General features: G+C 43.5%; 37 protein-coding genes. 36 read left to right on the forward strand and 1 reads right to left on the reverse strand.

The genetic code is table 11. The annotated features are described in order from the left end of the window. Window positions 1-42 precede the first annotated feature (42 nt). The 35 genes from rplC to asnS all read left to right on the forward strand — a co-directional run bounded on the left by rplC (window position 43) and on the right by asnS (window position 19,503). Window positions 43-669 (forward strand): 50S ribosomal protein L3, encoded by a 627-nt coding sequence (rplC, locus tag ABFY19_RS01035; protein WP_418791418.1) that lies wholly within the window; start codon window positions 43-45, stop codon window positions 667-669. A 30-nt stretch (window positions 670-699) separates the two neighbouring features. Continuing rightward, window positions 700-1,323 carry a 50S ribosomal protein L4 gene (rplD, locus tag ABFY19_RS01040; RefSeq protein ID WP_418791419.1) on the forward strand — a complete coding sequence of 208 codons (624 nt, stop codon included), beginning with the start codon at window positions 700-702 and terminating at the stop codon, window positions 1,321-1,323. Beyond that, window positions 1,323-1,610, forward strand: coding sequence for a 50S ribosomal protein L23 (gene rplW / locus ABFY19_RS01045; protein WP_418791420.1), 288 nt, complete (start codon window positions 1,323-1,325; stop codon window positions 1,608-1,610). The genes rplD and rplW overlap by 1 nt, the downstream gene beginning before the upstream one ends. A gap of 29 nt (window positions 1,611-1,639) precedes the next feature. Next, window positions 1,640-2,467 carry a 50S ribosomal protein L2 gene (rplB, locus tag ABFY19_RS01050; protein ID WP_418791421.1) on the forward strand — a complete coding sequence of 276 codons (828 nt, stop codon included), beginning with the start codon at window positions 1,640-1,642 and terminating at the stop codon, window positions 2,465-2,467. Between the two features lie 38 nt (window positions 2,468-2,505). Further along, window positions 2,506-2,790 (forward strand): 30S ribosomal protein S19, encoded by a 285-nt coding sequence (gene rpsS, locus ABFY19_RS01055; RefSeq protein ID WP_418791422.1) that lies wholly within the window; start codon window positions 2,506-2,508, stop codon window positions 2,788-2,790. 18 nt (window positions 2,791-2,808) lie between these two features. Then, entirely contained in the window at window positions 2,809-3,153 is a 345-nt protein-coding gene (gene rplV, locus ABFY19_RS01060) for a 50S ribosomal protein L22 (protein ID WP_418791423.1), read from the forward strand. A 3-nt stretch (window positions 3,154-3,156) separates the two neighbouring features. Then, on the forward strand, window positions 3,157-3,822 hold the full coding sequence (rpsC, locus tag ABFY19_RS01065; RefSeq protein ID WP_418791424.1) for a 30S ribosomal protein S3: 666 nt from the start codon (window positions 3,157-3,159) through the stop codon (window positions 3,820-3,822). A gap of 3 nt (window positions 3,823-3,825) precedes the next feature. Beyond that, window positions 3,826-4,257, forward strand: coding sequence for a 50S ribosomal protein L16 (gene rplP / locus ABFY19_RS01070; protein WP_418791425.1), 432 nt, complete (start codon window positions 3,826-3,828; stop codon window positions 4,255-4,257). After that, window positions 4,247-4,450 (forward strand): 50S ribosomal protein L29, encoded by a 204-nt coding sequence (gene rpmC, locus ABFY19_RS01075; RefSeq protein ID WP_418791426.1) that lies wholly within the window; start codon window positions 4,247-4,249, stop codon window positions 4,448-4,450. The genes rplP and rpmC overlap by 11 nt, the downstream gene beginning before the upstream one ends. A 43-nt stretch (window positions 4,451-4,493) precedes the next feature. Continuing rightward, window positions 4,494-4,757: a 30S ribosomal protein S17 gene (gene rpsQ / locus ABFY19_RS01080; RefSeq protein WP_418791428.1), complete on the forward strand. Its 264-nt coding sequence runs from the start codon at window positions 4,494-4,496 to the stop codon at window positions 4,755-4,757. Between the two features lie 44 nt (window positions 4,758-4,801). After that, window positions 4,802-5,170 (forward strand): 50S ribosomal protein L14, encoded by a 369-nt coding sequence (rplN, locus tag ABFY19_RS01085; RefSeq protein WP_418791429.1) that lies wholly within the window; start codon window positions 4,802-4,804, stop codon window positions 5,168-5,170. A gap of 40 nt (window positions 5,171-5,210) precedes the next feature. Then, window positions 5,211-5,558, forward strand: coding sequence for a 50S ribosomal protein L24 (rplX, locus tag ABFY19_RS01090; RefSeq protein ID WP_418791430.1), 348 nt, complete (start codon window positions 5,211-5,213; stop codon window positions 5,556-5,558). A 20-nt stretch (window positions 5,559-5,578) separates the two neighbouring features. Beyond that, window positions 5,579-6,118: a 50S ribosomal protein L5 gene (rplE, locus tag ABFY19_RS01095; protein ID WP_418791431.1), complete on the forward strand. Its 540-nt coding sequence runs from the start codon at window positions 5,579-5,581 to the stop codon at window positions 6,116-6,118. 35 nt (window positions 6,119-6,153) lie between these two features. Beyond that, window positions 6,154-6,339 carry a type Z 30S ribosomal protein S14 gene (locus tag ABFY19_RS01100; protein WP_418791432.1) on the forward strand — a complete coding sequence of 62 codons (186 nt, stop codon included), beginning with the start codon at window positions 6,154-6,156 and terminating at the stop codon, window positions 6,337-6,339. A 24-nt stretch (window positions 6,340-6,363) separates the two neighbouring features. Beyond that, window positions 6,364-6,762 carry a 30S ribosomal protein S8 gene (gene rpsH, locus ABFY19_RS01105; RefSeq protein ID WP_418791433.1) on the forward strand — a complete coding sequence of 133 codons (399 nt, stop codon included), beginning with the start codon at window positions 6,364-6,366 and terminating at the stop codon, window positions 6,760-6,762. A gap of 57 nt (window positions 6,763-6,819) precedes the next feature. Continuing rightward, entirely contained in the window at window positions 6,820-7,362 is a 543-nt protein-coding gene (rplF, locus tag ABFY19_RS01110) for a 50S ribosomal protein L6 (protein WP_418791434.1), read from the forward strand. Window positions 7,363-7,406: 44 nt separating this feature from the next. Next, on the forward strand, window positions 7,407-7,757 hold the full coding sequence (rplR, locus tag ABFY19_RS01115) for a 50S ribosomal protein L18 (RefSeq protein ID WP_418791435.1): 351 nt from the start codon (window positions 7,407-7,409) through the stop codon (window positions 7,755-7,757). A 24-nt stretch (window positions 7,758-7,781) separates the two neighbouring features. Continuing rightward, a complete protein-coding gene (gene rpsE / locus ABFY19_RS01120; protein WP_418791436.1) occupies window positions 7,782-8,282 on the forward strand; it encodes a 30S ribosomal protein S5 in 501 nt (166 codons plus the stop codon). 13 nt (window positions 8,283-8,295) lie between these two features. Beyond that, a complete protein-coding gene (gene rpmD, locus ABFY19_RS01125) occupies window positions 8,296-8,478 on the forward strand; it encodes a 50S ribosomal protein L30 (protein WP_418791437.1) in 183 nt (60 codons plus the stop codon). An 11-nt stretch (window positions 8,479-8,489) separates the two neighbouring features. Beyond that, the gene (gene rplO, locus ABFY19_RS01130; RefSeq protein WP_418791438.1) at window positions 8,490-8,930 is read left to right on the forward strand and encodes a 50S ribosomal protein L15; all 441 of its coding nucleotides are present in this window, start codon (window positions 8,490-8,492) and stop codon (window positions 8,928-8,930) included. Between the two features lies 1 nt (window position 8,931). Next, window positions 8,932-10,197: a preprotein translocase subunit SecY gene (secY, locus tag ABFY19_RS01135; protein ID WP_418791439.1), complete on the forward strand. Its 1,266-nt coding sequence runs from the start codon at window positions 8,932-8,934 to the stop codon at window positions 10,195-10,197. A 16-nt stretch (window positions 10,198-10,213) separates the two neighbouring features. Then, a complete protein-coding gene (gene map, locus ABFY19_RS01140) occupies window positions 10,214-10,960 on the forward strand; it encodes a type I methionyl aminopeptidase (protein ID WP_418791440.1) in 747 nt (248 codons plus the stop codon). 42 nt (window positions 10,961-11,002) lie between these two features. Continuing rightward, window positions 11,003-11,281, forward strand: a complete 279-nt coding sequence (locus ABFY19_RS01145; protein WP_418791441.1) for an RNA-binding protein — start codon at window positions 11,003-11,005, stop codon at window positions 11,279-11,281. A gap of 30 nt (window positions 11,282-11,311) precedes the next feature. Further along, window positions 11,312-11,530, forward strand: coding sequence for a translation initiation factor IF-1 (gene infA, locus ABFY19_RS01150; RefSeq protein ID WP_418791442.1), 219 nt, complete (start codon window positions 11,312-11,314; stop codon window positions 11,528-11,530). A gap of 24 nt (window positions 11,531-11,554) precedes the next feature. Next, on the forward strand, window positions 11,555-11,668 hold the full coding sequence (gene rpmJ, locus ABFY19_RS01155; RefSeq protein WP_008516283.1) for a 50S ribosomal protein L36: 114 nt from the start codon (window positions 11,555-11,557) through the stop codon (window positions 11,666-11,668). A gap of 28 nt (window positions 11,669-11,696) precedes the next feature. After that, the gene (gene rpsM, locus ABFY19_RS01160) at window positions 11,697-12,068 is read left to right on the forward strand and encodes a 30S ribosomal protein S13 (RefSeq protein ID WP_418791443.1); all 372 of its coding nucleotides are present in this window, start codon (window positions 11,697-11,699) and stop codon (window positions 12,066-12,068) included. A gap of 16 nt (window positions 12,069-12,084) precedes the next feature. Beyond that, window positions 12,085-12,471, forward strand: coding sequence for a 30S ribosomal protein S11 (gene rpsK / locus ABFY19_RS01165; protein ID WP_418791444.1), 387 nt, complete (start codon window positions 12,085-12,087; stop codon window positions 12,469-12,471). 16 nt (window positions 12,472-12,487) lie between these two features. After that, window positions 12,488-13,114, forward strand: a complete 627-nt coding sequence (gene rpsD, locus ABFY19_RS01170; protein ID WP_418791445.1) for a 30S ribosomal protein S4 — start codon at window positions 12,488-12,490, stop codon at window positions 13,112-13,114. A 38-nt stretch (window positions 13,115-13,152) separates the two neighbouring features. Then, entirely contained in the window at window positions 13,153-14,091 is a 939-nt protein-coding gene (locus tag ABFY19_RS01175) for a DNA-directed RNA polymerase subunit alpha (RefSeq protein ID WP_418791446.1), read from the forward strand. A gap of 20 nt (window positions 14,092-14,111) precedes the next feature. Further along, entirely contained in the window at window positions 14,112-14,450 is a 339-nt protein-coding gene (gene rplQ / locus ABFY19_RS01180; RefSeq protein WP_418791447.1) for a 50S ribosomal protein L17, read from the forward strand. 159 nt (window positions 14,451-14,609) lie between these two features. Continuing rightward, on the forward strand, window positions 14,610-15,458 hold the full coding sequence (locus tag ABFY19_RS01185; protein WP_418791448.1) for an energy-coupling factor transporter ATPase: 849 nt from the start codon (window positions 14,610-14,612) through the stop codon (window positions 15,456-15,458). After that, the gene (locus ABFY19_RS01190; RefSeq protein ID WP_418791449.1) at window positions 15,449-16,303 is read left to right on the forward strand and encodes an energy-coupling factor transporter ATPase; all 855 of its coding nucleotides are present in this window, start codon (window positions 15,449-15,451) and stop codon (window positions 16,301-16,303) included. Before ABFY19_RS01185 ends, ABFY19_RS01190 begins: the two co-directional genes overlap by 10 nt. Before the next feature lie 16 nt (window positions 16,304-16,319). Beyond that, window positions 16,320-17,114 (forward strand): energy-coupling factor transporter transmembrane component T family protein, encoded by a 795-nt coding sequence (locus ABFY19_RS01195; RefSeq protein ID WP_418791450.1) that lies wholly within the window; start codon window positions 16,320-16,322, stop codon window positions 17,112-17,114. Window positions 17,115-17,130: 16 nt separating this feature from the next. Further along, window positions 17,131-17,868, forward strand: coding sequence for a tRNA pseudouridine(38-40) synthase TruA (gene truA, locus ABFY19_RS01200; protein WP_418791451.1), 738 nt, complete (start codon window positions 17,131-17,133; stop codon window positions 17,866-17,868). A gap of 240 nt (window positions 17,869-18,108) precedes the next feature. Continuing rightward, a complete protein-coding gene (gene asnS, locus ABFY19_RS01205; RefSeq protein WP_418791452.1) occupies window positions 18,109-19,503 on the forward strand; it encodes an asparagine--tRNA ligase in 1,395 nt (464 codons plus the stop codon). 13 nt (window positions 19,504-19,516) lie between these two features. Here asnS and ABFY19_RS01210 read toward each other — a convergent pair whose 3' ends face one another. Next, the gene (locus ABFY19_RS01210) at window positions 19,517-20,575 is read right to left on the reverse strand and encodes an HD-GYP domain-containing protein (protein WP_418791453.1); all 1,059 of its coding nucleotides are present in this window, start codon (window positions 20,573-20,575) and stop codon (window positions 19,517-19,519) included. A 102-nt stretch (window positions 20,576-20,677) separates the two neighbouring features. Here ABFY19_RS01210 and ABFY19_RS01215 point away from each other — a divergent pair, with 102 nt between their 5' ends. Next, window positions 20,678-21,379: a tetratricopeptide repeat protein gene (locus ABFY19_RS01215; protein WP_418791454.1), complete on the forward strand. Its 702-nt coding sequence runs from the start codon at window positions 20,678-20,680 to the stop codon at window positions 21,377-21,379. Window positions 21,380-21,418 lie beyond the last annotated feature (39 nt).

Raw genomic sequence — 21,418 nt, forward strand, 5'->3', positions numbered from 1 at the left:
CATAGGTTGACCTCTGGACACATAATTTAGGAGGTGGCTTAAATGAAAGGCATACTGGGTACCAAATTAGGAATGACTCAGATATACAATGAAGATGGGCGGATTTTGCCTGTTACTGTTGTTCAGGCGGGGCCCTGCTATGTAGTACAAAAGAAAACCCTGGAATCCGACGGGTATAATGCTATTCAGGTTGGTTTTGGAGAAATTCGTGATTCCCAGGCGAATAAACCGGAAAAAGGTCATTTTAACAAGGCCGAAATAAAACCACTGAAATATCTGAGGGAATTCAGATTGGATAATGTGGAAGAGTACAATGTTGGACAGGAAATCAAGGCAGAATTGTTTGAACAGGGCGAGCAGATTGATGTGACCGGAACCTCCAAAGGTAAAGGCTTTACCGGGACCATAAAGAAATATAACTTTCAAAGAGGCCCGATGGGGCATGGCTCCAAGAGTCATCGCCGAGTAGGCAGTGCCGGTGCTAAAGGACCGGCCAGGGTATTTAAAGGCACCAAGAGACCCGGTCGCATGGGTGGCGAGAGAGTAACGGTACAAAACCTGCAAGTTGTTAAAGTTGATACAGAACGAAATTTGCTTATTATCAGAGGCGCTGTGCCCGGTCCTAAGGGCAGCCTGCTTGTAATAAAAAGTAGTGTAAAGGCACAGTAAATGAACGGGTAGGAAAGGAGGAAAAGTCATATGCCAAAGGTTGCTTTATATAATTCTAAGGGCGAACAGGTAGGCGAAGTTGAACTTAAAGAAGAAATATTCGGTGTTAAAGTAAATGAAACAATTCTTCATGATGTTATAGTAAACCAGCTTGCAAACAGAAGGCAGGGAACCCATTCTGCCAAAACCCGCAGTGAAGTCAGCGGCGGAGGCAGAAAACCATATAGGCAGAAAGGTACTGGGCGTGCTAGGGCCGGAACTATCCGTTCACCGCTGTGGCGCAAGGGTGGTATTGTTTTCCCGCCCAAACCGAGGTCTTATAAGTACAGCCTGCCTAAAAAGGTAAGAAGGCTGGCGCTTAAATCAGCTCTGAGTTCTAAGGTGCTGGATGGAAATATTATTGTTCTTGAAGGCCTTCAGATTGCTGAGCCTAAAACAAAGGAAATTGTCGGTTTGCTTGAAAATCTTAAAGTGAACAGCAGGGCCCTCGTTGTTACTGCAGAGGCCGATACTGCTATTGTTAAATCTGCAAGGAATATTCCAAGGGTAACTCCGACTCATGCTAACAGCCTCAATGTTTATGATGTGCTGAATCATGAAAAGCTCATTATTACCAGGGATGCGGTTACCAAGGTTGAGGAGGTGCTGGCATAATGAGAAATCCTAGGGATGTACTAAAAAAGCCGATTGTATCCGAACGCAGCATGGGTTTAATGGAACAAAATAAATATAGTTTTTATGTTGAACCCAAAGCTAATAAAATTGAAATCAAACATGCTGTCGAGGAATTATTCAAGGTTACGGTAATGAATGTAAACACCATGAATGTTAAGGGTAAGGCAAAGAGAGTAGGTAAACATACAGGCCGTACGTCAAACAGGAAAAAGGCCATTGTTACCCTTAAGCAGGGCGACAAAATTGAAATATTGGAAGGCATGTAATTTAGTTTCAGGTAAAGGAGGGAATATAAGTGCCTGTTAAAAAGTATAAACCAACATCACCTGGAAGAAGGTTTGTAACAGTTGCTGATTTTAATGAAATTACAACCGATGAACCGGAAAAGTCCTTGACAGAACCACTTAAGAAAAATTCAGGACGCAACAATAAGGGACGGATTACCGTCAGGCATCGTGGTGGCGGACATAAAAGGCTGTACCGGGTCATTGATTTCAAGCGCAATAAGGACGGGGTTCCCGCAAGAGTTGCCACTATTGAGTATGACCCTAACCGGACATGCAGGATTGCTTTATTAAATTATGCTGATGGTGAAAAGAGATATATTTTAGCACCAAACGGTATCAAGGTTGGAGATATGGTTGAATCAGGACCTGAAGCAGATATTAAAACCGGAAATGCCCTTCCTTTGCGGAACATTCCGGTGGGTACCATTATCCACAACATTGAGCTGAAACCGTTAAAGGGTGCACAGATGGTGCGTTCAGCAGGTGTTGCTGCACAGCTGATGGCCAAAGAGGGAGATTATGCACATATCCGCATGCCGTCTGGAGAGGTACGCCTGGTACACATTAACTGTAAGGCTACTATTGGTCAGGTTGGCAATCTGGAACATGAAAACATTACGGTAGGTAAGGCAGGGAGAAGCCGTTGGCTTGGTCGCCGTCCTACTGTCCGGGGTGTGGTAATGAACCCGGTTGATCACCCGCATGGTGGTGGTGAAGGCCGTTCACCTGTTGGTCGAAACCCGGTAACTCCTTGGGGCAAACCGGCTTTGGGAGCAAGAACAAGGAAAAAGAAAAAGAGTTCAGATAAAATGATCGTGAAGCGGCGGACTAAGTAATTCTTAACTGAGCTGTCGGAAAGGAGGCTGTTTGCTTAATGGCTAGATCCCTAAAAAAGGGCCCTTATGTTAGTGAAAAGTTGTTAAAAAGAGTTGAGGAAATGAACGAAAAGAACGAAAAAAAGGTTCTTAAGACCTGGTCAAGGAGATCAACTATTTTTCCACAGATGATCGGGCATACAATTGCTGTACATGATGGCCGGAAACATGTTCCGATATATATTACAGAGGATATGGTAGGTCATAAGTTGGGAGAATTTGCGCCAACAAGATTTTTCAGGGGACACGGATCCCATACAGAGCGATCCACTTCCCTTAAATAGTGAGAGGGGGTATATTTTATGTCAGAAGCGCGTGCGACTGCCAAGCACATCCGCATTTCCCCTCGAAAAGTAAGACTGGTTGTAGATTTAATCAGGGGGAAAAAGGTTGATGAAGCCCTGGCGATTTTGAAGTTCACGCCCAGGAGGGCGGCTACTGCTGTAGAGAAGGTTGTCAAATCCGCTGCAGCTAATGCTGAGCATAATCTGGATATGGATAAAACTGCACTTATCATTTCAGAGGCATTTGTTGACCAGGGGCCCACACTTAAAAGATTTAAGCCCAGGGCTATGGGCAGAGCAGACCTCATAAGACGCAGAACAAGTCATATTACAGTAGTAGTTCGTGAGAAGAAGGAGGGATAATGAGTGGGTCAGAAGGTACACCCAAAGGGTTTGCGAATCGGGATTATAAAAGACTGGGATGCTAAGTGGTTTGCTGAAAAAGATTATGCCACATTGTTAAACGAAGATATCAGATTAAGGAAATATATAAAAAAGAAACTGTTTATTGCCGGTATTTCTAGGATTGAAATAGAGAGAGCGGCTAACAGGGTTAAAATAACCATTCATACTGCTAAACCTGGAATAGTTATCGGCCGGGGTGGTTCTGAAGTTGAAGCACTAAGGAAACATATGGAAAAGATGACCGGAAAAAATGTTAATATTAACATTGTCGAAATTAAGGTTCCGGAACTTGATGCCCAACTGGTTTCAGAGGGTGTTGCAGCTCAGTTGGTTAAAAGGGTTTCTTTCCGCCGGGCTATGAAGCAGGCTGTTTCTAGGACCATGAGAATGGGTGCTCTTGGTATCAAGATTTCTTGCAGCGGCCGCTTAAACGGTGCTGAAATGGCCAGAACCGAGTGGTACAACGAAGGGAAAGTTCCCCTGCATACACTCAGGGCGGATATTGATTATGGTTTTGCCGAAGCGGATACAACCTACGGAAAAATTGGTGTAAAAGTGTGGATATATAAGGGAGAAATACTTCCGGAAGCAAAGAAAGGCATAGTTGCTGGGGAAGGAGGAGAATGATTAATGTTAGTACCCAAGAGAGTAAAGCACCGCAAACAGCATAGAGGTACTATGGCTGGAAAGTCAAAAGGAAATACTATTAGTTTCGGTGAATTTGGCCTGCAGGCCCTGGAGCCGGCATGGATTACCAATAGGCAGATAGAGGCTGCTCGTATTGCAATGACCAGGTATATCAAGCGGGGCGGTAAAGTATGGATTAAAATATTTCCTGATAAGCCTATTACTGCAAAACCTGCTGAGACAAGGATGGGAAGCGGTAAAGGGACACCGGAGCATTGGGTTGCTGTAGTGAAGCCAGGCAGGGTCATGTTCGAATTGGCTGGTGTTTCCGAAGAGATCGCCCGTGAAGCAATGAGACTGGCTGCGCATAAACTGCCTATCAAAACTAAGTTTATAAAAAGAGAAGATGTAGGTGGTGAAGCTAATGAAAGCTAAAGAAGTTCATGAATTATCCACTGATGAACTGGCGAGAAAGGCAGATGACCTTAAAGACGAACTCTTCAAGCTACGCTTTCGGTTAGCCACCGGGCAACTTGAAAATCCTATGAGAATTAGGGATGTTAAAAGATCAATTGCCCGTGTGAAAACAGTTTTACGTGAGAGGGAACTGAAAGCCCTGGAGGGATAGGATAAACATGATGAAAATTCAAGAGAAAAAGGGGGCTTAGACTTTGACGGAACGAAAAACACGCAAGGTGCAGGTGGGCAAGGTTATCAGTGACAAAATGGATAAAAGTGTCGTTATTGCCATAGAGACATTGAACAGACATCCTTTGTATGGAAAGATTGTTAAGAGTACAAAGAAGTTTCAGGCCCATGATGAAGAAAATGCCTGCCGTATTGGAGATAAAGTAAGGGTTATGGAAACTAGACCGCTCAGTAAGAATAAGCGTTGGCGCGTTATTGAGATATTGGAAAGGGAACAGCAAATTTGAGTATTTGTAGATAAACCCGAGAACGTTGAAAGGAGGGTTACAGCATGATTCAACCCGAAACGATGCTGAATGTTGCCGATAACACCGGGGCACGAAAGCTGTTGTGTATCCGGATATTAGGCGGTTCATTCAGGCGTTATGCCCGAGTTGGTGATACTGTAATTGCTACGGTGAAAGAAGCTACACCCGGCGGCGTGGTAAAGAAAGGCGATGTAGTTAAAGCTGTAATTGTAAGGACAGTCAAAGAAACTAAAAGACCTGATGGTTCCTATATCAAGTTTGATGAAAATGCGGCCGTTATTATTAATGATCAGAAAAACCCGAGGGGTACTAGGATATTTGGTCCTGTTGCCAGGGAGTTGAGGGATAGGGATTTTATGAAAATAGTATCCCTTGCTCCTGAAGTTTTATAGTAAACCTCAACAGTGCATTTGAGTTAGGAGGTGGATTACATTGGCACATGCCAAAGCGAAAACAAAATCTAAGATACATGTAAAAAAGGGAGATACAGTTCTTGTTATTACAGGCAAGAATTCCGGTAAAAAAGGAAAAGTGGTTGAAGTGCTGCCCAAGGATAATAAGTTAATTGTTGAGGGGGTTAATATCGTCAAACGGCATACTAAGCCCACACAAAAAATACCTCAGGGCGGTATTGTCGAAAAGGAAGCTCCAATCGCAGTTTCAAATGTAATGATTTTTTGCTCAAAATGTAACTCTCCGAGGAGAATTAACAAGGAGATTTTAGCTAACGGTAAAAAAGTCAGGGTTTGCAACAAGTGCGGAGAAGCCTTTGATAAATAGTCCGGGAAAGGAGGTTAATCATGGCACGTCTTAAAGAGAAATATATTAATGAGGCAGTTGGCAAGCTGAAGGAAAAATTCAGCTATGAGAATATTATGCAGGTACCCAAACTTGAAAAAATTGTTATTAATGTGGGTCTGGGTGAAGCCATACAGAATCCCAAAGCAATTGATGCCGCTATAGGTGATTTATCCACTATTACCGGGCAAAAACCGGTTGTCACAAGGGCCAAAAAATCAATTGCAGCTTTTAAACTTAGGGAAGGAATGCCCATTGGCTGTAAAGTCACCCTAAGAGGTGAACGGATGTATGAATTTGCTGATAAACTATTAAATATTGCTCTCCCCAGGGTGAGGGACTTCCGCGGGGTATCAGGCAAAGCTTTTGATGGTCGGGGCAATTATACTCTGGGTATCAGGGAACAGCTGATATTTCCGGAAATTGAATATGATAAAGTTGACAAAGTACGCGGAATGGATATAGTTTTTGTTACCAGTGCCAAGACTGATGAGGAAGCTAAGGAACTCCTTGCCCAGTTGGGGATGCCATTCAGGGACTGATAAACCCATAATAACCATAAGGGGGGAAAACAATAATGGCTAAAAAGTCAATGATGGTAAAAATGGATCGTAAACCCAAGTTTTTAGTACGCGGGTACAATAGATGCAAAATTTGCGGCAGGCCCCATGCTTATATGAGGAAATTCGGCATATGCCGTATTTGTTTCCGTGAGCATGCTTACAAAGGAGAAATACCGGGAGTCAAGAAGGCCAGCTGGTAATCATGGAAAGGGGGTTAATTTAATATGGTAATGACGGATCCCGTTGCGGATTTTTTGACCAGAGTCCGAAACGCTAACATGGTACACCACGAAAGAGTGGAAATACCAGCATCCAAGATGAAAAAGGCCATTGCTGATATCTTTAAGTCCGAAGGCTATATCAAGGACTGTGAAGTCATAGAAGATGGTAAGCAGGGAATAATAAGGGTTTACCTGAAGTATGGTCCTAACAAGGAAAAAGTAATTACCGGCTTGAAGCGTATCAGTAAGCCAGGTTTGCGCGTATATGCTAAAAAAGATGAAGTTCCCAAGGTTCTTGGAGGTTTGGGTACTGCAGTAATTTCCACTTCCAAGGGAGTTATGCCAGACCGGGAAGCCAGAAAGCAGGGACTTGGTGGAGAAGTAATCTGTTATATTTGGTAAACAGGCATAACATATCGAGTTATTCCGGTATAGTATAGTGCACAGGAGGTGTAATTCATGTCCAGGATAGGAAGAATGCCTATAGCTGTTCCTCAGGGGGTTGATATAAAAATTGAGGGCAATGTTGTAACAGTCAAAGGACCTAACGGACAATTGACCAAAACGCTACACAATGACATGATCCTGGAACTCGAAGATGGTCAGCTTTTAGTAAAAAGACCAAGTGAAGAGAAGTTCCACAAGTCATTGCACGGGTTGACAAGAAGCCTGTTAAACAATATGGTTGAAGGGGTAACCAAAGGCTTTCAAAAGAATCTTGAGCTGGTTGGTGTCGGTTACAGGGCTGCTAAACAAGGCAATAAACTTGTACTTACCGTTGGTTATTCACATCCCGTGGAGATTGAACCAAGGGAAGGTATAGAAATTGATGTGCCGGTACCTACAAAAGTGATTGTAAAGGGAGCTGACAAGGAAGCTGTCGGGGCTCTGGCAGCAAATATCCGTGAGGTCAGGCCGCCCGAGCCTTACAAAGGCAAAGGAATCAAGTATGATACAGAGCGTATCCGCCGCAAGGCCGGTAAGGCCGGGGCGAAGAAATAACAGCCGTTATATAACAGCTTGTCAGCAGAAAGGAGTGAAACCCTTTGTTCAAGCAAGTAGACAGGAAGGCTGAAAACAAAAAAAGACATCTTCGTGTGCGCCGTAAGGTACAAGGTACCTCTGAGCGCCCGAGGTTAAATGTTTACAGAAGCCTGAACAATATTTATGCCCAGATTATAGATGATACCAAAGGTATTACACTGGCAGCCGCATCTTCTCTGGAAGACGGTAAAGGCGGCAACATTGAAGCGGCAAAAGCTGTAGGCAAGTCGATAGCTGCCAAAGCCGCAGATAAAGGTATTAAGCAGGTAGTTTTTGACCGGGGAGGACATATTTATCACGGCCGTATCAGGGCACTGGCTGAAGCAGCCAGGGAAGCAGGTCTGGAATTTTAACTCTTTAAGCAAGGAGGGAAATTAATGGCTCGGATTGATGCCAGCAAACTTGAAATATCCGAAAAAGTAGTCAGCATAAATCGTGTTGCCAAGGTCGTTAAGGGTGGACGCCGCTTTAGCTTTAGTGCTTTGGTGGTTGTCGGCGATAACGACGGGCACGTAGGATCCGGCTTGGGTAAAGCAGGCGAGGTTCCTGAATCCATTCGTAAGGGTATTGAAGATGCTAAGAAAAAGATGATAGAGGTTCCGTTGGTGGGAACTACGATTCCACATGAAGTGGTTGGCCGTTTCGGCGCCGGCAAGGTTTTGTTGAAACCTGCTGCACCGGGTACCGGAGTTATTGCCGGCGGGCCTGTCAGGGCGATTCTTGAACTGGCGGGGGTAAAAGATATTCTTACTAAGTCTCTTGGTTCAAATAATGCGCATAACATGGTTAATGCAACCATGGACGCCCTGAAGAACCTGAAGCGTGCTGAAGATGTAGCCAAACTTCGTGGTAAGACTGTAGAAGAGCTTTTAGGTTAGGGGGTTGTTGAAGATGGCGAAACTTAAAGTTACCTTAGTTAAAAGTGTCATCGGAAGTTCCGAATCCCAGAGGGCAACTGTCAAAACACTGGGACTGAAGAAGATTAACAGCAGCACTGAACACAATGATACACCGCAGATACGCGGCATGCTGCGCAAAGTGGAACATTTGGTAAAAGTCGAAGAAACGGAGTAGGAGGTGTAACCATGGAACTACACAACCTAAAACCTGCTAAAGGGGCCAGGAAACAGCCTAACCGCAAAGGAAGGGGAATAGGTACAGGCCAAGGAAAAACTGCAGGCCGCGGCCATAAGGGACAAAAATCCCGTTCCGGGAGCGGGGGTAAAGTAGGATTTGAAGGTGGGCAGAAGCCTTTGATTCAGAGGGTCCCCAAAAGAGGTTTTCATAATAAATGGGGAAAAGAGTATTCGGAAATTAACGTAGCTATTCTGAACAAGTTTGACAATGGTGTTACGGTTACAGAAGAAGCCTTGAAGCAGGCAGGTATTGTCAAAAACATCAAAGATGGAGTTAAGATACTTGGCAAGGGTAACCTGGAGAAATCACTTACTGTACAGGTTCGTGCCTTTAGCAAGTCTGCCGTGGAAAAGATTACCGCTGCCGGCGGAAAAGCCGAGGTGATTTAGCTTGCTTGGAGCCTTAAAGAGTTCTCTAAAAGCAGGGGATTTGCGGAACAGGATTCTGTTCACTTTATTGATGTTCTTTGTTTTCAGAGTCGGGGCACATATCCCGACACCGGGTATAAATACTGATGCTATGGATGCTTTGATTAAGGGTGGCAGCATCTTAGGATTTTTTGACGTTATTTCCGGGGGAGCATTTAAAAGGTTTTCTATATTTGCGATGAGTATTACTCCTTATATTAATGCCTCAATCATAATGCAGCTTTTGACAGTTGTTATTCCAAAGCTTGAACAATTGTCAAAGGAAGGTGAGGAAGGCAGGAAGAAAATGACCCAATATATCAGGTATGGCACAGTGGTCCTGGCTTTTATTCAGGCCATTGGAATGGCTTTTACTTTACGGGCGGCAGGAGCCCTGGTCAATCCGGGGATTGCTTCTTACCTGATAATAGCGGTAACGCTTACGGCTGGAACTGCATTTCTTATGTGGCTGGGTGAGCAGATTACTGAAAAAGGCATTGGAAACGGAATTTCACTGATAATTTTTGCAGGCATTGTGGCGGCACTTCCGGGCGCTCTTTACCGGATTTATGAAGGACTTGTTGCCGGGACTATTAATGTTTTCAGTGTGATTCTGCTGCTTGTTATTGCGGCCTTAGTCATAGCTGCAATTGTAGCAGTAAATGAAGGGCAGCGCAGGATTCCGGTTCAATATGCAAAAAGGGTCGTTGGCCGCCGCGTATATGGAGGACAGAGCACCCATATACCCCTTAAGGTAAATCAGGCGGGAGTTATTCCGGTAATTTTTGCATCATCAATCCTGCTTTTCCCAACCACCATAGCACAGTTCTTCCAGTCCTCTGGTATTTCCCAGTGGATTCAGGATGTATTCAGGTGGGGAGGGCCGACACACACTATACTATACGCAGCGTTTATCATATTTTTCACATATTTTTATACAGCAATTACGTTTAACCCCGTTGATGTGGCAGACAACATGAAGAAACACGGTGGATTTATACCTGGTCTGAGACCGGGAAGGCCAACTGCAGAATACCTGGATAAGATACTTACAAGGGTTACTCTTTCAGGTGCTATATTTTTAGCACTGATAGCAATTTTGCCAACCTTTGTATTACTTGCTACAAAAATTGAGAACGTCTATTTTGGCGGCACCGGACTTCTCATAGTTGTGGGTGTGGCCCTTGAGACAATGAAACAGATTGAATCTCACCTGCTAATGAGGCATTATCAAGGGTTTATGAAATAGTTAGGAGCGAATGCCCGTGATTGTATGTAAATCTGACCGTGAACTTAATTATATGAGAGATGCGGGCAAAATAGTAGCTCAAGCCCATGAAGAATTAAAAAAAGTGGTTAGGCCGGATGTCACTACACTGGAACTGGATAAAATTGCTGAAGACTTCATTATTGCCAGTGGTGCCAGGCCTGCCTTTAAAGGGTATCATGGATTTCCGGCTTCTATTTGTGCTTCTGTGAATGAACAGGTAGTTCACGGTATTCCTAGTTTAAGAAAATTGGAAAATGGGGATATTATTAGTATTGACATTGGAGCGGAAATAAATGGATATTTTGGGGATGCAGCCCTAACTCTCCCGGTAGGGGAGGTCAGTGATGAGGCAACGGAACTGATCAGGGTTACTGAGGAATCATTGTATATAGGAATTGGCAAAGCGGTTGACGGTAACCGGTTGAGCGATATCTCCCATAGTATTCAGACCTTTGTTGAAAAGAAAGGTTTTTCGGTTGTCAGGGATTATGTTGGACACGGGATTGGCAGCCAGATGCATGAAGAACCGCAAGTACCTAATTTCGGCAGGCCGGGTCGTGGGCCCAGGCTCAGACCGGGTATGACACTGGCTATTGAACCCATGGTTAATCAGGGGGCTTATGAAGTGATGACCCTGGGGGATCACTGGACAGTTGTTACAAAGGACAGCAAACTGTCTGCCCATTTTGAACACTCAGTTGCTATAACTGATAAACTGCCAGAAATCTTGACTAAGGTGTAATGGTAACGTATTACGGCAGTTTTCAGGAGGTGTTTGATAGTAATGGAAAATGTGCAGGTTGGCCAGCTAGTTAGGTCCTCTGCGGGTCGGGATAAAGGGAATATATACTTGGTTTATGACCTGCTTGATGAAGCCTTTGTTCGGGTAATAGATGGCGTAAAAAAGAAACTGACAAATCCCAAGAGGAAGAACATCAAACACCTTGAAATTTTTCCTGTAAAGGCAGATTGTATAGCTGAAAAGCTTATCAAGGGGGAACTCGTTACAGAGAAAGAAATCTCTGAAACTATAAAAACCTTGGGGTTAAGCCATATAAATTGAAAAGTCGAACAAAAGGAGGGTGTTTGCTTAGTGTCAAAACAGGATGTAATTGAGGTAGAAGGTACTGTAATAGAACCACTACCTAATGCTATGTTCAGGGTAGAGCTTGAAAATGGACATAAAGTACTGGCTCATGTATCCGGCAAGATCAGGATGAATTTTATCAGGATTCTGCCCGGAGACAAGGTTACTATAGAGTTGTCACCCTACGACCTAACACGTGGACGTATAGTTTATCGATACAAGTAGGGTTTACCGGAAGGAGGACATAAGATGAAAGTTAGACCATCTGTTAAACCTATATGTGAAAAATGTAAGATTATTAAGCGTAAGGGCAAGGTAATGGTAATTTGTGAAAACCCTAAACACAAACAAAAGCAAGGTTAGAAATTTGTAAAAGACGGAGGTGCACATAATGGCAAGAATAGCAGGGGTTGATTTACCTCGAGAGAAACGTGTGGAAATTGCTCTCACATATATTTTTGGGATCGGGCGCTCTGTCTCAAAGGAGATAATGGCATCAACCGGGGTAAACCCTGATACCCGGGTCAGAGACCTGACTGAAGAAGAAATTGCCAAGATCAGGGAGTACATTGATAAGAACTTGAGAGTAGAAGGCGATCTGAGAAGGGATATCTCATTGAACATTAAGCGGCTGATGGAAATTGGGTGTTATCGTGGCATTCGTCACCGCAGAGGATTGCCTGTCCGTGGTCAAAAAACCAAGACTAATGCCAGGACCAGAAAAGGGCCCAAAAAGACTGTTGGCGTACGCCGTAAGAAATAGCAAGGGGGGATAAAGGATGGCTCGTAGAGTTAGAACCAAACGTAAGGAACGAAAAAATATTGAACGTGGTGTGGCCCATATAAAATCCACTTTTAATAATACCATTATTACAATTACAGACACTAACGGAAATTGTGTGTCATGGTCCAGTGCGGGAACTTTGGGATTTAAAGGTTCCAGAAAGAGTACCCCGTTTGCTGCCCAGATGGCTGCGGAATCTGCTGCCAAAGAGGCTATGGACCATGGGATGAAAGAAATAGAAGTTTTTGTTAAAGGTCCGGGCGCAGGCAGGGAAGCAGCTATTAGGGCTATTCAGGCCGCGGGTCTGGAAGTTAACATGATTAAGGACGTTACCCCGATTCCCCATAACGGCTGTCGTCCGCCAAAGAGAAGAAGAGTTTAGGAGGTGTTGACACAGGATGGCTAAATACAATGGACCTGTATGCAGATTATGCCGCAGGGAAGGCGCCAAACTATATATTAAAGGTGACAGGTGCTATACCAATAAATGTGCTTTTGACAGGAGAGGCTATGCTCCGGGTGAACACGGGCAGGGCAGGAAAAAGGTTTCTGAGTATGGTATTCAGCTCAGAGAAAAGCAAAAAGCCCGCCGGATTTATGGTATTTTGGAGACACAATTCCGTAATTACTTTGAAAAAGCCGAACGCCAGAAGGGGGTTACAGGTGAAAATCTTCTTAGGTTGCTGGAAAGGCGGCTTGATAATGTTATCTATCGTATGGGATATTCAGCTTCGCGCACAGAGGCTAGACAGTTGGTTCGTCATGGGCACTTTACTGTAAATGGCAGGAAAGTTAATATTCCTTCATTTTTAGTAAAAGTCGGAGACGTTATCGAAGTTAGGGAAAAAAGCCGCGAGAATAATCGGGTTAAGGAGCTGGCCGATCAGGCAGCAAGAAAAACTTCCCCGGCATGGCTTGAGGTATCAGCGGACCAGTTTACAGGAAAGGTGGTTGCTATTCCTTCTCGGGAAGAAATTGATATACCTATAGAGGAACACCTTATTGTAGAGCTGTACTCAAGGTAATCAACAAAAGTTTCAAGTCTCGAGAAGGAGGGTTACTTATGTTGGAGATTGAAAAGCCCAAAATAGAGTGTGTGGAACTGGTTGATGATTATGGCAAGTTTGTGGTTGAACCCTTAGAAAGAGGTTATGGAATAACCTTGGGTAATTCCCTTAGACGCATCTTGTTATCTTCTTTACCGGGAGCAGCAGTTACCTCGGTAAAAATTGACGGTGTTTTACATGAGTTTTCTACAGTTCCGGGAATTGTTGAAGATGTGACAGACATAATTCTTAACCTAAAGGGTCTCTGTATAAAAATGCATACTAATGAGGAGCGGGTACTGCGGATTGAGGCAGAAGAGCCAGGAATAGTATGGGCAGGTGACATTGTCACTGATGCAGATGTGGAGATACTTAATCCGGAACTTAAGATTGCCACTATATCAGAAGGCCGGTTATTCATGGAAATTACTGTTGCTAAGGGCAGGGGATATGTCCCTGCAGAGAAGAATAAAAAAGACGACCATGCTATCGGTGTTATTCCGGTAGATTCCGCTTTTACTCCGGTGCGGAAAGTAAATTACCATATAGAGGATACCAGGGTGGGACAGATTACCGACTATGATAAACTTACTCTGGAAGTATGGACAAATGGCAGTATTAGGCCTGATGAGGCTACCAGCCTTTCAGCCAAGATATTGAGTGAGTACCTGCGACAGTTTATAGGTCTAACCGAGACAGTTAATGATGTTGAAATAATGGTAGAAAAAGAAGAAGAAGAAAAAGACAAGATACTGGAAATGACAATAGAGGAACTTGACTTATCGGTGAGGTCTTATAACTGTCTCAAAAGGGCAGGAATAAATACAGTTGAAGAATTGACACAACGCACTGAAGAGGACATGATCAAGGTTCGCAACCTTGGCAAGAAGTCCCTCGAAGAGGTTATTAATAAGATGCATGAACTAGGTCTTTCCCTGAAAGAATCAGAAGAATAATACAGGAGGGGGGAAACAAAATGGCATTTCCCAAACTTGGCCTACGGACCGATCACAGGAAGGCCTTGGTGCGTAACATGGTTACTTCCTTGCTTCGTGAAGAAAGAGTCCAGACCACAGCAGCCCGTGCCAGGTCAGTAAGCCGGGTCACAGAGAAAATGATTACTCTTGCTAAACGCGGCGACTTACATGCCCGCAGGCAGGCAATGCAATTAATTTATGATGAGGATGTTGTCAAAAAACTATTTGACGTACTGGCAACTAAATATGCCGACCGGCAAGGCGGCTATACCAGAATAATTAAGGTAGGCCAGCGCCGCGGCGATGCTGCTGAGATGGTGATACTGGAACTGGTATAATAATTGGACATGCGAGGTCAGGAGGGTTTACTGAAAATCTATGTAAACAATTCCTGGCTTCTATTTTTCATTAATTTTTTTGGGCTGTGTTTAATATAATGATTGATATATAATAGGTAGTGTGGTGAGTAGATATATAATTGCCGGAGTGGTGAGTAAATGAGTGCTTTTATCAACCTTAGAAATATCAGCTTTTGGTACTCCAGGGAAAGGGAAGACAATTTTCAGAGCGCAGGAAGTCATGTGCTCTCCGAAATTAGTTTGGATATCAACCGGGGGGAGTTTGTGGCCTTGGTAGGTCCTAACGGCTGTGGTAAATCTACATTGGTAAGACTGATAAACGGTCTTTTGCAGCCAAGCATGGGAAGTGTCACAGTGGATGGCTTTGATACCGGTAAAAGAGATAATCTGGCTGAAATAAGAAAAAAAGTAGGGATGGTTTTTCAGAACCCAGATACCCAGTTATTTGCATCGGTTGTGGAAGAGGATGTCGCTTTTGGGGTGGAGAATTTATGTCTGCCCAGTGTTGAGATCAGGCAGAGGGTTGATTGGGCTTTGGAACAAGTAGGTATGCAGGATTATCGGAATTATCCCCCTCACAGGTTATCAGGAGGCCAAAAACAGAAGGTTGCTATTGCAGGTGTACTCGCCATGCGCCCTGATTGTATAATCCTTGATGAACCCACTTCTATGCTGGATCCAGGAAGCAAGAAGGAAGTCCTGACAGCGGTCATGAATTTAAACATCCGGCATAAAATAACAATTATTTATGTGACTCATGATATGAGTGAAACAATTTACAGTAACCGTTTAATTGCTATGGTACGAGGCAGAACAATATTTGCAGGGAAACCCAAAGAGTTCTTTGCCGATAAGGAAATTCTCCACGATACAGGTCTTGAGGAGCCGTATATGCACAAACTTCTTAATTCTTTGCGGGAACAGGGTATCCGGTTGCCTATGAACATTAATTCTTCGGAAGAACTGGTGGATTTTATATGTCGATAGAAATAAAGAATGTCAGCTATATGTATTCAAAAGGCACTCCATTTGCCAGACAAGGCATCAAAGATGTTAACATGCGAGTTGCCAGGGGTGAATGGCTTGCCGTTATGGGACCCACCGGGTCTGGGAAATCGACTATGCTTCAGCATTTAAACGGTCTCCTGAAGCCAGATTCCGGGGAGGTCTTGCTGGATGACAAGAACATCCATTCATCGGCTGTAAGCCTGATAGAAGCCAGGCAGAAGGTCGGGTTAGTTTTTCAATACCCTGAACACCAGCTCTTTGGTGCTACTGTTTATGAAGAGATCGCATATGGGCCTGAGAATTATGGCTATCCTTCGGACCAGATTCCGGAGATAGTCAAAAAATCAATGGATATAGTTGGCTTGGATTTCGATAAGTACATAAACCGCCAGCCTTATGAACTGAGCGGCGGCGAGAAAAGAAGGGTTGCTTTGGCAGGAGTGTTAGCGGCATCACCTGAATTTATTGTTCTTGATGAACCGACTGCCGGATTAGATGCTGTAGGGAGACAACTGCTCATTAAGACAATTACCTCTCTCAACCGGGACCATGGAACAACTATAGTCTGGGTAACCCACGAAATTACAGAAATAGCGCATCTTGTTGACAGGATGATTGTTTTAAATAACGGTAAAGTAGTCATTACAGGTAAAATGCGTGAAGTATTGGCTGACCCCATTGTATCTGAACTTGGTCTGGATATTCCACCGGCCATAGCAATATCCGGAGAACTAAGGGGTAGGGGTGTTCCAGTTAGGGGGCAGCCAGTCACCTTGGATGAAATAAGGGAAGAAATAATCCGACTGGTAAAGGTAAAATTATGAGCAGGGTATGGTGATTATGGAAGGCATTGTTTTTGGACAATATGTGCCGGGAAGTTCACTGCTGCATAGGCTTGATCCAAGGACCAAAATCGTTGTTTCGGCAATGCTGCTTTGGTCGGTATTTATTGTGGAAACTCCAGCTGAATTCACAGGATTTGGACTTTTAATCTTGATGTTATATATAATCGGAGGAGTTGCGGGCAGCTTTCTTAAGGTTATGAAACCAGGTCTTTTTTTAATTGTTATTACTGTAGTACTGAATATGTTTTTCACTCCGGGGGAGACCTTATTCAGCATTGGACCAATTCCTGTTTCACGTACAGGCTTGGAAAACGGATTTATACTGGCTCTTAAAATTATGTTTCTGATTCTCATTTCATCATTGCTGACTCTGGTTACTTCACCGGTACAGATGACGGATGGAATGGAACGGCTTATGAAACCCCTAAAAAGGGTAGGGTTTCCCGCCAGCGAACTTGCTATGATGATAAATATTGCCCTGAGGTTTATTCCAACTTTTTGGGAAGAAACTGATAAAATAATCAAAGCACAGAAGTCAAGAGGAGCTGACTTCGAGAGTTGGCATCTGCAAAAACGGGCTAAATATATGACAGCCCTTTTAGTACCGCTGTTCGTCAGTTCCTTTCGTAAAGCTGATGAATTGGCAATGGCTATGGAATCAAGGGGCTATGTGGTTGGCATGGAACGGACCAGCCTGCACAAACTGGAACTGAGACCGGCGGATTATTTTGTTCTGATATTAACAGCTATTGTTATAAGTATATTTGCAGTATTTAAATTTCTTAGCTGAAAGGATGGCCCCGGTTGTGAGGAATATCAAAGTACTTCTGGAATATGACGGGACAAATTATCACGGCTTCCAGAGGCAGACAGATGACCTGCCGACAATCCAGAAATCTCTTGAGGAAGCCCTTGGACTGTTGGTCAAGTACCCGGTTACTGTAACCGGGTCAGGCAGGACTGATGCCGGGGTCCATGCACTGGGACAGGTGATTAACTTTTTCTCAGAATGCAGGATACCTGTTGACAGGCTGCCCCTTGCCATGAACAGTCTGCTGCCAAAGGATATCGCAGCAATAGAGGCTCAAGAGGTTGATGCTGGTTTTCATGCTCAGTTTTCTGCCCGTTCTAAGGTATATAGGTATCATATTTATAATTCACGCATCCCTTCAGCCTTTGAACGGCTTTATAGCTATCATGTGCCCCAGGGGCTGGATATTGAAAGAATGAGACAAGCAGCCCGATATATGGTGGGTGAACATGATTTCACCGCTTTCAGGGCAGCCGGCTCCTGTGCCAAAACGTCTGTGAGGCATGTGTACCGGCTTGATATTGAACATACGCCGCCTCATATATACATAACGGTTGAGGCTAACGGCTTTTTATATAACATGGTCCGGATTATTTCAGGAACATTGCTTTATGTGGGAAGAGGCAAACTATCACCAAGTGAAGTACGCGATATTGTTAACTCCGGCCGGCGCGAGGAGGCCGGGCCGACAGTACCGCCTCAGGGATTGTTCCTGATGGAAGTGAAGTACTAGGACCCGGTATGAGGAGTGAGCTCAGCCTGATGTATGGAAGTTGTGGGAAGAATGTATACTATAATGTGTCCTCTAATTAGAATATCTTAATGAGCCATCGAGTTCGGGGACACTGCTCTGTTGCTTGGGGGTGGCAGTTAAGAATCATAGGTGGTAGTGCGGAAAACCGATACAATAGCTCACCATATTCCACAACCACTTTTGGGAGGCTTGAAAACTATATAATAAGGGGAATCATGTATGGAAAAAACAGTAGTCAGGCAGCTGCTGCGCGACACCGCAAGATACAGTAATAAAGAAATTGAAGTGAGCGGCTGGATCAGGAGCAATCGTGACCAGAAGTCCTTTGGTTTTATCTCCTTAAATGACGGTACACACTTTAATACGATTCAGGTAGTCTATGAAAAGGATATGGTTGTTAATTTTGAAGAGGCAGCAAAATTCAGGGTGGGTTCAGCTGTTACCGTCAGGGGGATATTGCATGAAACTCCACAGGCGAAACAGCCTTTTGAAATCAAGGCAAAGGAAATTATTCTTGAGGGGGACGCACCGGAGGATTATCCTATTCAGCCCAAGAGACATACTAGGGAATTTTTAAGAGAGGTGGCCCACCTGCGCCCAAGGACAAATCTGTTTACAGCAGTATTTCGGGTCAGGTCATTGGCTGCTTATGCTATTCATAAATTTTTTAATGAAAGAGGATTTGTTTATATACATTCACCGATAATTACTGCAAATGATGCCGAGGGCGCAGGTGAAATGTTCCGGGTATCGACTCTGGATCCTGGGAATCCGGCACTTACAGAGCAAGGCAAGGTGGATTTCTCTGCAGATTTCTTTGGCGGGAGGACAAATCTTACTGTGAGCGGTCAGTTAGAGGCAGAAGCATTTGCCCTGGCCTTTAGAGACGTGTATACTTTCGGTCCGACTTTTAGGGCTGAAAACTCAAATACAGCAAGACATGCTGCCGAATTTTGGATGATAGAACCTGAAATAGCATTTGCAGACATATATGACGACATGAGGCTTGCAGAGGATATGATGAAATATATAATCAGCTATGTTTTGGAAAATGCCAAACAAGAAATGGACTTTTTTAATGAATATGTTGAGAAGGGGATTAAGGCAAAACTGCAAAACATAGTAAACTCGGAGTTTGCACAAATAACGTATACAGAAGCTGTGGAAGTTTTGCAAACATCTGGAGAGAAATTTGAGTACCCCGTTGAGTGGGGCAGTGATTTACAGACCGAGCATGAAAGGTACCTGACAGAAAAAATCTATCATAAGCCGGTTTTTGTTACAGACTATCCCAAAGATATCAAAGCATTTTATATGAGACTTAATGATGACGGGAAAACAGTTGCGGCTATGGATTTGTTGGTGCCTGGTGTGGGAGAACTGATAGGAGGCAGTCAGAGAGAGGAAAGGGCAGACGTTTTGGAAAAAAGGTTTCAGGAGTTAAATATTGATAAAAAAGACCTGTGGTGGTACTTGGATCTAAGGAAATACGGAGGAGTGAAACATGCGGGGTTTGGTCTGGGCTTTGAAAGGGCGATTATGTATCTTACAGGAGTAAGTAATATCAGGGATGTGATACCATTCCCAAGAACAGTAAACTCTTGTGAGTTTTAACTATTGTCACTGCTTATTCAATCACATCTTCAATATTTAGTTCTAAATTGTCTGCGAGATTAATTTGTACAGGCTTTGGCAGCGGCCCCTTTTCATTCCAGAAAAGGCGTATCACCGGTCTTGCCGGGATACCTGTATTTTGTTTGATGACTATTCCTGACCTGCCATCGCTAAGTGTAATCCTGGTCCCCTGGGGATAGATTGCTACTTTTTCAATAAACCGGTCCAGGATATGCTGGTCAAATTGTACTCCTGAACCTTCAGCCAGATAATGGCATACCTCATGGACAGGTATTGATTTCCTGTAACAGCGGTCACTTGTCATGGCATCATACACATCTGCTATGGCGCTGATACGGGCAAACTCGATTATCCTTTTACCTTTTAAATTCCTGGGGTATCCTGTACCGTCCAGGCGTTCATGATGTTGTAAGGCTACATGAGCAGAGGTGAGTTTGATTCCAGGACATTTTCTCAGTGTATCGAAGCCGTACCAGGTGTGTTTTTTAACAATTTCGTATTCTTCTTCTGTTAATCTGCCCGGTTTGTTTATAATTTCCAGGGGAATCTGAGTTTTGCCCACATCATGGAGCAGAACACCCATGCCAAGGTCTTTAAGTCTATCCTTCCGATAGTGAAGAGACATGCCTATAAAAGTGGAAATCACCGTTACGTTTACCGAATGATTGAAGGTATAATCATCATAAGAACGAATATCAGATAAATTAAGCATTATATCCTTATTTGTTAATAGGTCGTCAATTATATTATTTACAGCTTTTTTTAAAGGGGCTACATGAATAATCTTGTTGCGTTTGACTTCCTGCATAATATCTCGTATGCAGTTTAACGCATTAATCCGGGTATTTTCAGAAATAGCTTCTTCAATATTGATATCATCAATTAAACCGTCATCTATGAATATTGAGGTAAAGCCAAGTTCTTGTAATCGTTTTATATACCTGTCTGTAAGGACTGTTCCGGCTTTTAACAAGACATGCCCCTTGGAATTATAAATAGTTTTTGAGATTTTTGAACCAACTTTGATAGTAGCTAGATCGATTTTTCTCATACGCACCTCGGTAAATGTAGATGATTAATTTATCCATTAATTCGACATAATTGCTCAATAACCTGTCTAGAATTGTAAAAAAACTAAAAAATTTGTTGAAAAATGATTAAAAATAGGGTGATGTTGTTGTTTAAAGGTTTAGGACTTTATTTTCTGTTATCTTTTTTGACGCGAAGTCCATTGTTGGCACTGGTAATTATTTTTCTTATATATGTCTTCATGGATAGAGCATATATTGGTTTCCTGCCTGATTTTCTGGCGCCCTTTAAGCGGAATAGCCGCATTAAACGGCTTCGCGAAGTTTTGCGGGTCAACCCTGTTGATGCCGGTGCTGCCCAGGAACTGGGGAGCATTTATTTAGAAAAGAAGAATTACAGCAGTGCTTTGGAATATCTGAATAAGGCCCTTGAAAAAGTAACTAATTCTCCAAGATTATACCTCTATCTCGGAATAGCATATATGGAATTGCAGCAGGCGGATCAGGGTAAAGAATTTCTGGAAAAAGCCCTGGAGCTGGATTCCCGGGTGGGGCGCGGACTGGTTTATATTTACCTGACCCGCTATGAATTAACTCATAAAGGACCGGGGTCCGATAAATTAAAGCAGTTTGCCGATTCCTTTGCTAATTTTGCCAATACCGAAAACTTGTATCGAATGGGTATGGTATATAAAAAAACAGGTAATCAACAGAAGGCAAATGAAATGTTCCATAAGGCTTTAGAAGAATATTCACATGTGCCGGGCCAGCTTAAAAAGCTGCACCGGAGGTGGGCGTTTTTAGCACGCCTGCACAGCATTTTTTGACCCGCTTTTGCTTGACATTTAGCCACTTGATATAATAAA

Origin of the sequence: Phosphitispora sp. TUW77 (assembly GCF_048453025.1) — a bacterium.
Classification (GTDB): domain Bacteria; phylum Bacillota; class Thermincolia; order Thermincolales; family UBA2595; genus Phosphitispora.

Bases quoted from the DNA above. Each gene is read 5' to 3' on its own strand.
- rplD (WP_418791419.1), top strand. From the start codon at position 700: ATGCCAAAGGTTGCTTTATATAATTCTAAGGGCGAACAGGTAGGCGAA.
- rpmC (WP_418791426.1), top strand. From the start codon at position 4,247: ATGAAAGCTAAAGAAGTTCATGAATTATCCACTGATGAACTGGCGAGA.
- rpsD (WP_418791445.1), top strand. From the start codon at position 12,488: ATGGCTAAATACAATGGACCTGTATGCAGATTATGCCGCAGGGAAGGC.
- rplW (WP_418791420.1), top strand. From the start codon at position 1,323: ATGAGAAATCCTAGGGATGTACTAAAAAAGCCGATTGTATCCGAACGC.
- rplF (WP_418791434.1), top strand. From the start codon at position 6,820: ATGTCCAGGATAGGAAGAATGCCTATAGCTGTTCCTCAGGGGGTTGAT.
- rplO (WP_418791438.1), top strand. From the start codon at position 8,490: ATGGAACTACACAACCTAAAACCTGCTAAAGGGGCCAGGAAACAGCCT.
- rplN (WP_418791429.1), top strand. From the start codon at position 4,802: ATGATTCAACCCGAAACGATGCTGAATGTTGCCGATAACACCGGGGCA.
- ABFY19_RS01145 (WP_418791441.1), top strand. From the start codon at position 11,003: ATGGAAAATGTGCAGGTTGGCCAGCTAGTTAGGTCCTCTGCGGGTCGG.
- rpsS (WP_418791422.1), top strand. From the start codon at position 2,506: ATGGCTAGATCCCTAAAAAAGGGCCCTTATGTTAGTGAAAAGTTGTTA.
- rplV (WP_418791423.1), top strand. From the start codon at position 2,809: ATGTCAGAAGCGCGTGCGACTGCCAAGCACATCCGCATTTCCCCTCGA.
- rplC (WP_418791418.1), top strand. From the start codon at position 43: ATGAAAGGCATACTGGGTACCAAATTAGGAATGACTCAGATATACAAT.
- rpsK (WP_418791444.1), top strand. From the start codon at position 12,085: ATGGCTCGTAGAGTTAGAACCAAACGTAAGGAACGAAAAAATATTGAA.
- rplE (WP_418791431.1), top strand. From the start codon at position 5,579: ATGGCACGTCTTAAAGAGAAATATATTAATGAGGCAGTTGGCAAGCTG.
- ABFY19_RS01195 (WP_418791450.1), top strand. From the start codon at position 16,320: ATGGAAGGCATTGTTTTTGGACAATATGTGCCGGGAAGTTCACTGCTG.
- rpsM (WP_418791443.1), top strand. From the start codon at position 11,697: ATGGCAAGAATAGCAGGGGTTGATTTACCTCGAGAGAAACGTGTGGAA.
- ABFY19_RS01190 (WP_418791449.1), top strand. From the start codon at position 15,449: ATGTCGATAGAAATAAAGAATGTCAGCTATATGTATTCAAAAGGCACT.
- ABFY19_RS01100 (WP_418791432.1), top strand. From the start codon at position 6,154: ATGGCTAAAAAGTCAATGATGGTAAAAATGGATCGTAAACCCAAGTTT.
- rpsH (WP_418791433.1), top strand. From the start codon at position 6,364: ATGGTAATGACGGATCCCGTTGCGGATTTTTTGACCAGAGTCCGAAAC.
- rpsE (WP_418791436.1), top strand. From the start codon at position 7,782: ATGGCTCGGATTGATGCCAGCAAACTTGAAATATCCGAAAAAGTAGTC.
- ABFY19_RS01175 (WP_418791446.1), top strand. From the start codon at position 13,153: ATGTTGGAGATTGAAAAGCCCAAAATAGAGTGTGTGGAACTGGTTGAT.
- rpmJ (WP_008516283.1), top strand. From the start codon at position 11,555: ATGAAAGTTAGACCATCTGTTAAACCTATATGTGAAAAATGTAAGATT.
- rplQ (WP_418791447.1), top strand. From the start codon at position 14,112: ATGGCATTTCCCAAACTTGGCCTACGGACCGATCACAGGAAGGCCTTG.
- rpmD (WP_418791437.1), top strand. From the start codon at position 8,296: ATGGCGAAACTTAAAGTTACCTTAGTTAAAAGTGTCATCGGAAGTTCC.
- rplP (WP_418791425.1), top strand. From the start codon at position 3,826: ATGTTAGTACCCAAGAGAGTAAAGCACCGCAAACAGCATAGAGGTACT.
- ABFY19_RS01215 (WP_418791454.1), top strand. From the start codon at position 20,678: ATGATTAAAAATAGGGTGATGTTGTTGTTTAAAGGTTTAGGACTTTAT.
- asnS (WP_418791452.1), top strand. From the start codon at position 18,109: ATGGAAAAAACAGTAGTCAGGCAGCTGCTGCGCGACACCGCAAGATAC.
- ABFY19_RS01185 (WP_418791448.1), top strand. From the start codon at position 14,610: ATGAGTGCTTTTATCAACCTTAGAAATATCAGCTTTTGGTACTCCAGG.
- ABFY19_RS01210 (WP_418791453.1), bottom strand. From the start codon at position 20,575: ATGAGAAAAATCGATCTAGCTACTATCAAAGTTGGTTCAAAAATCTCA.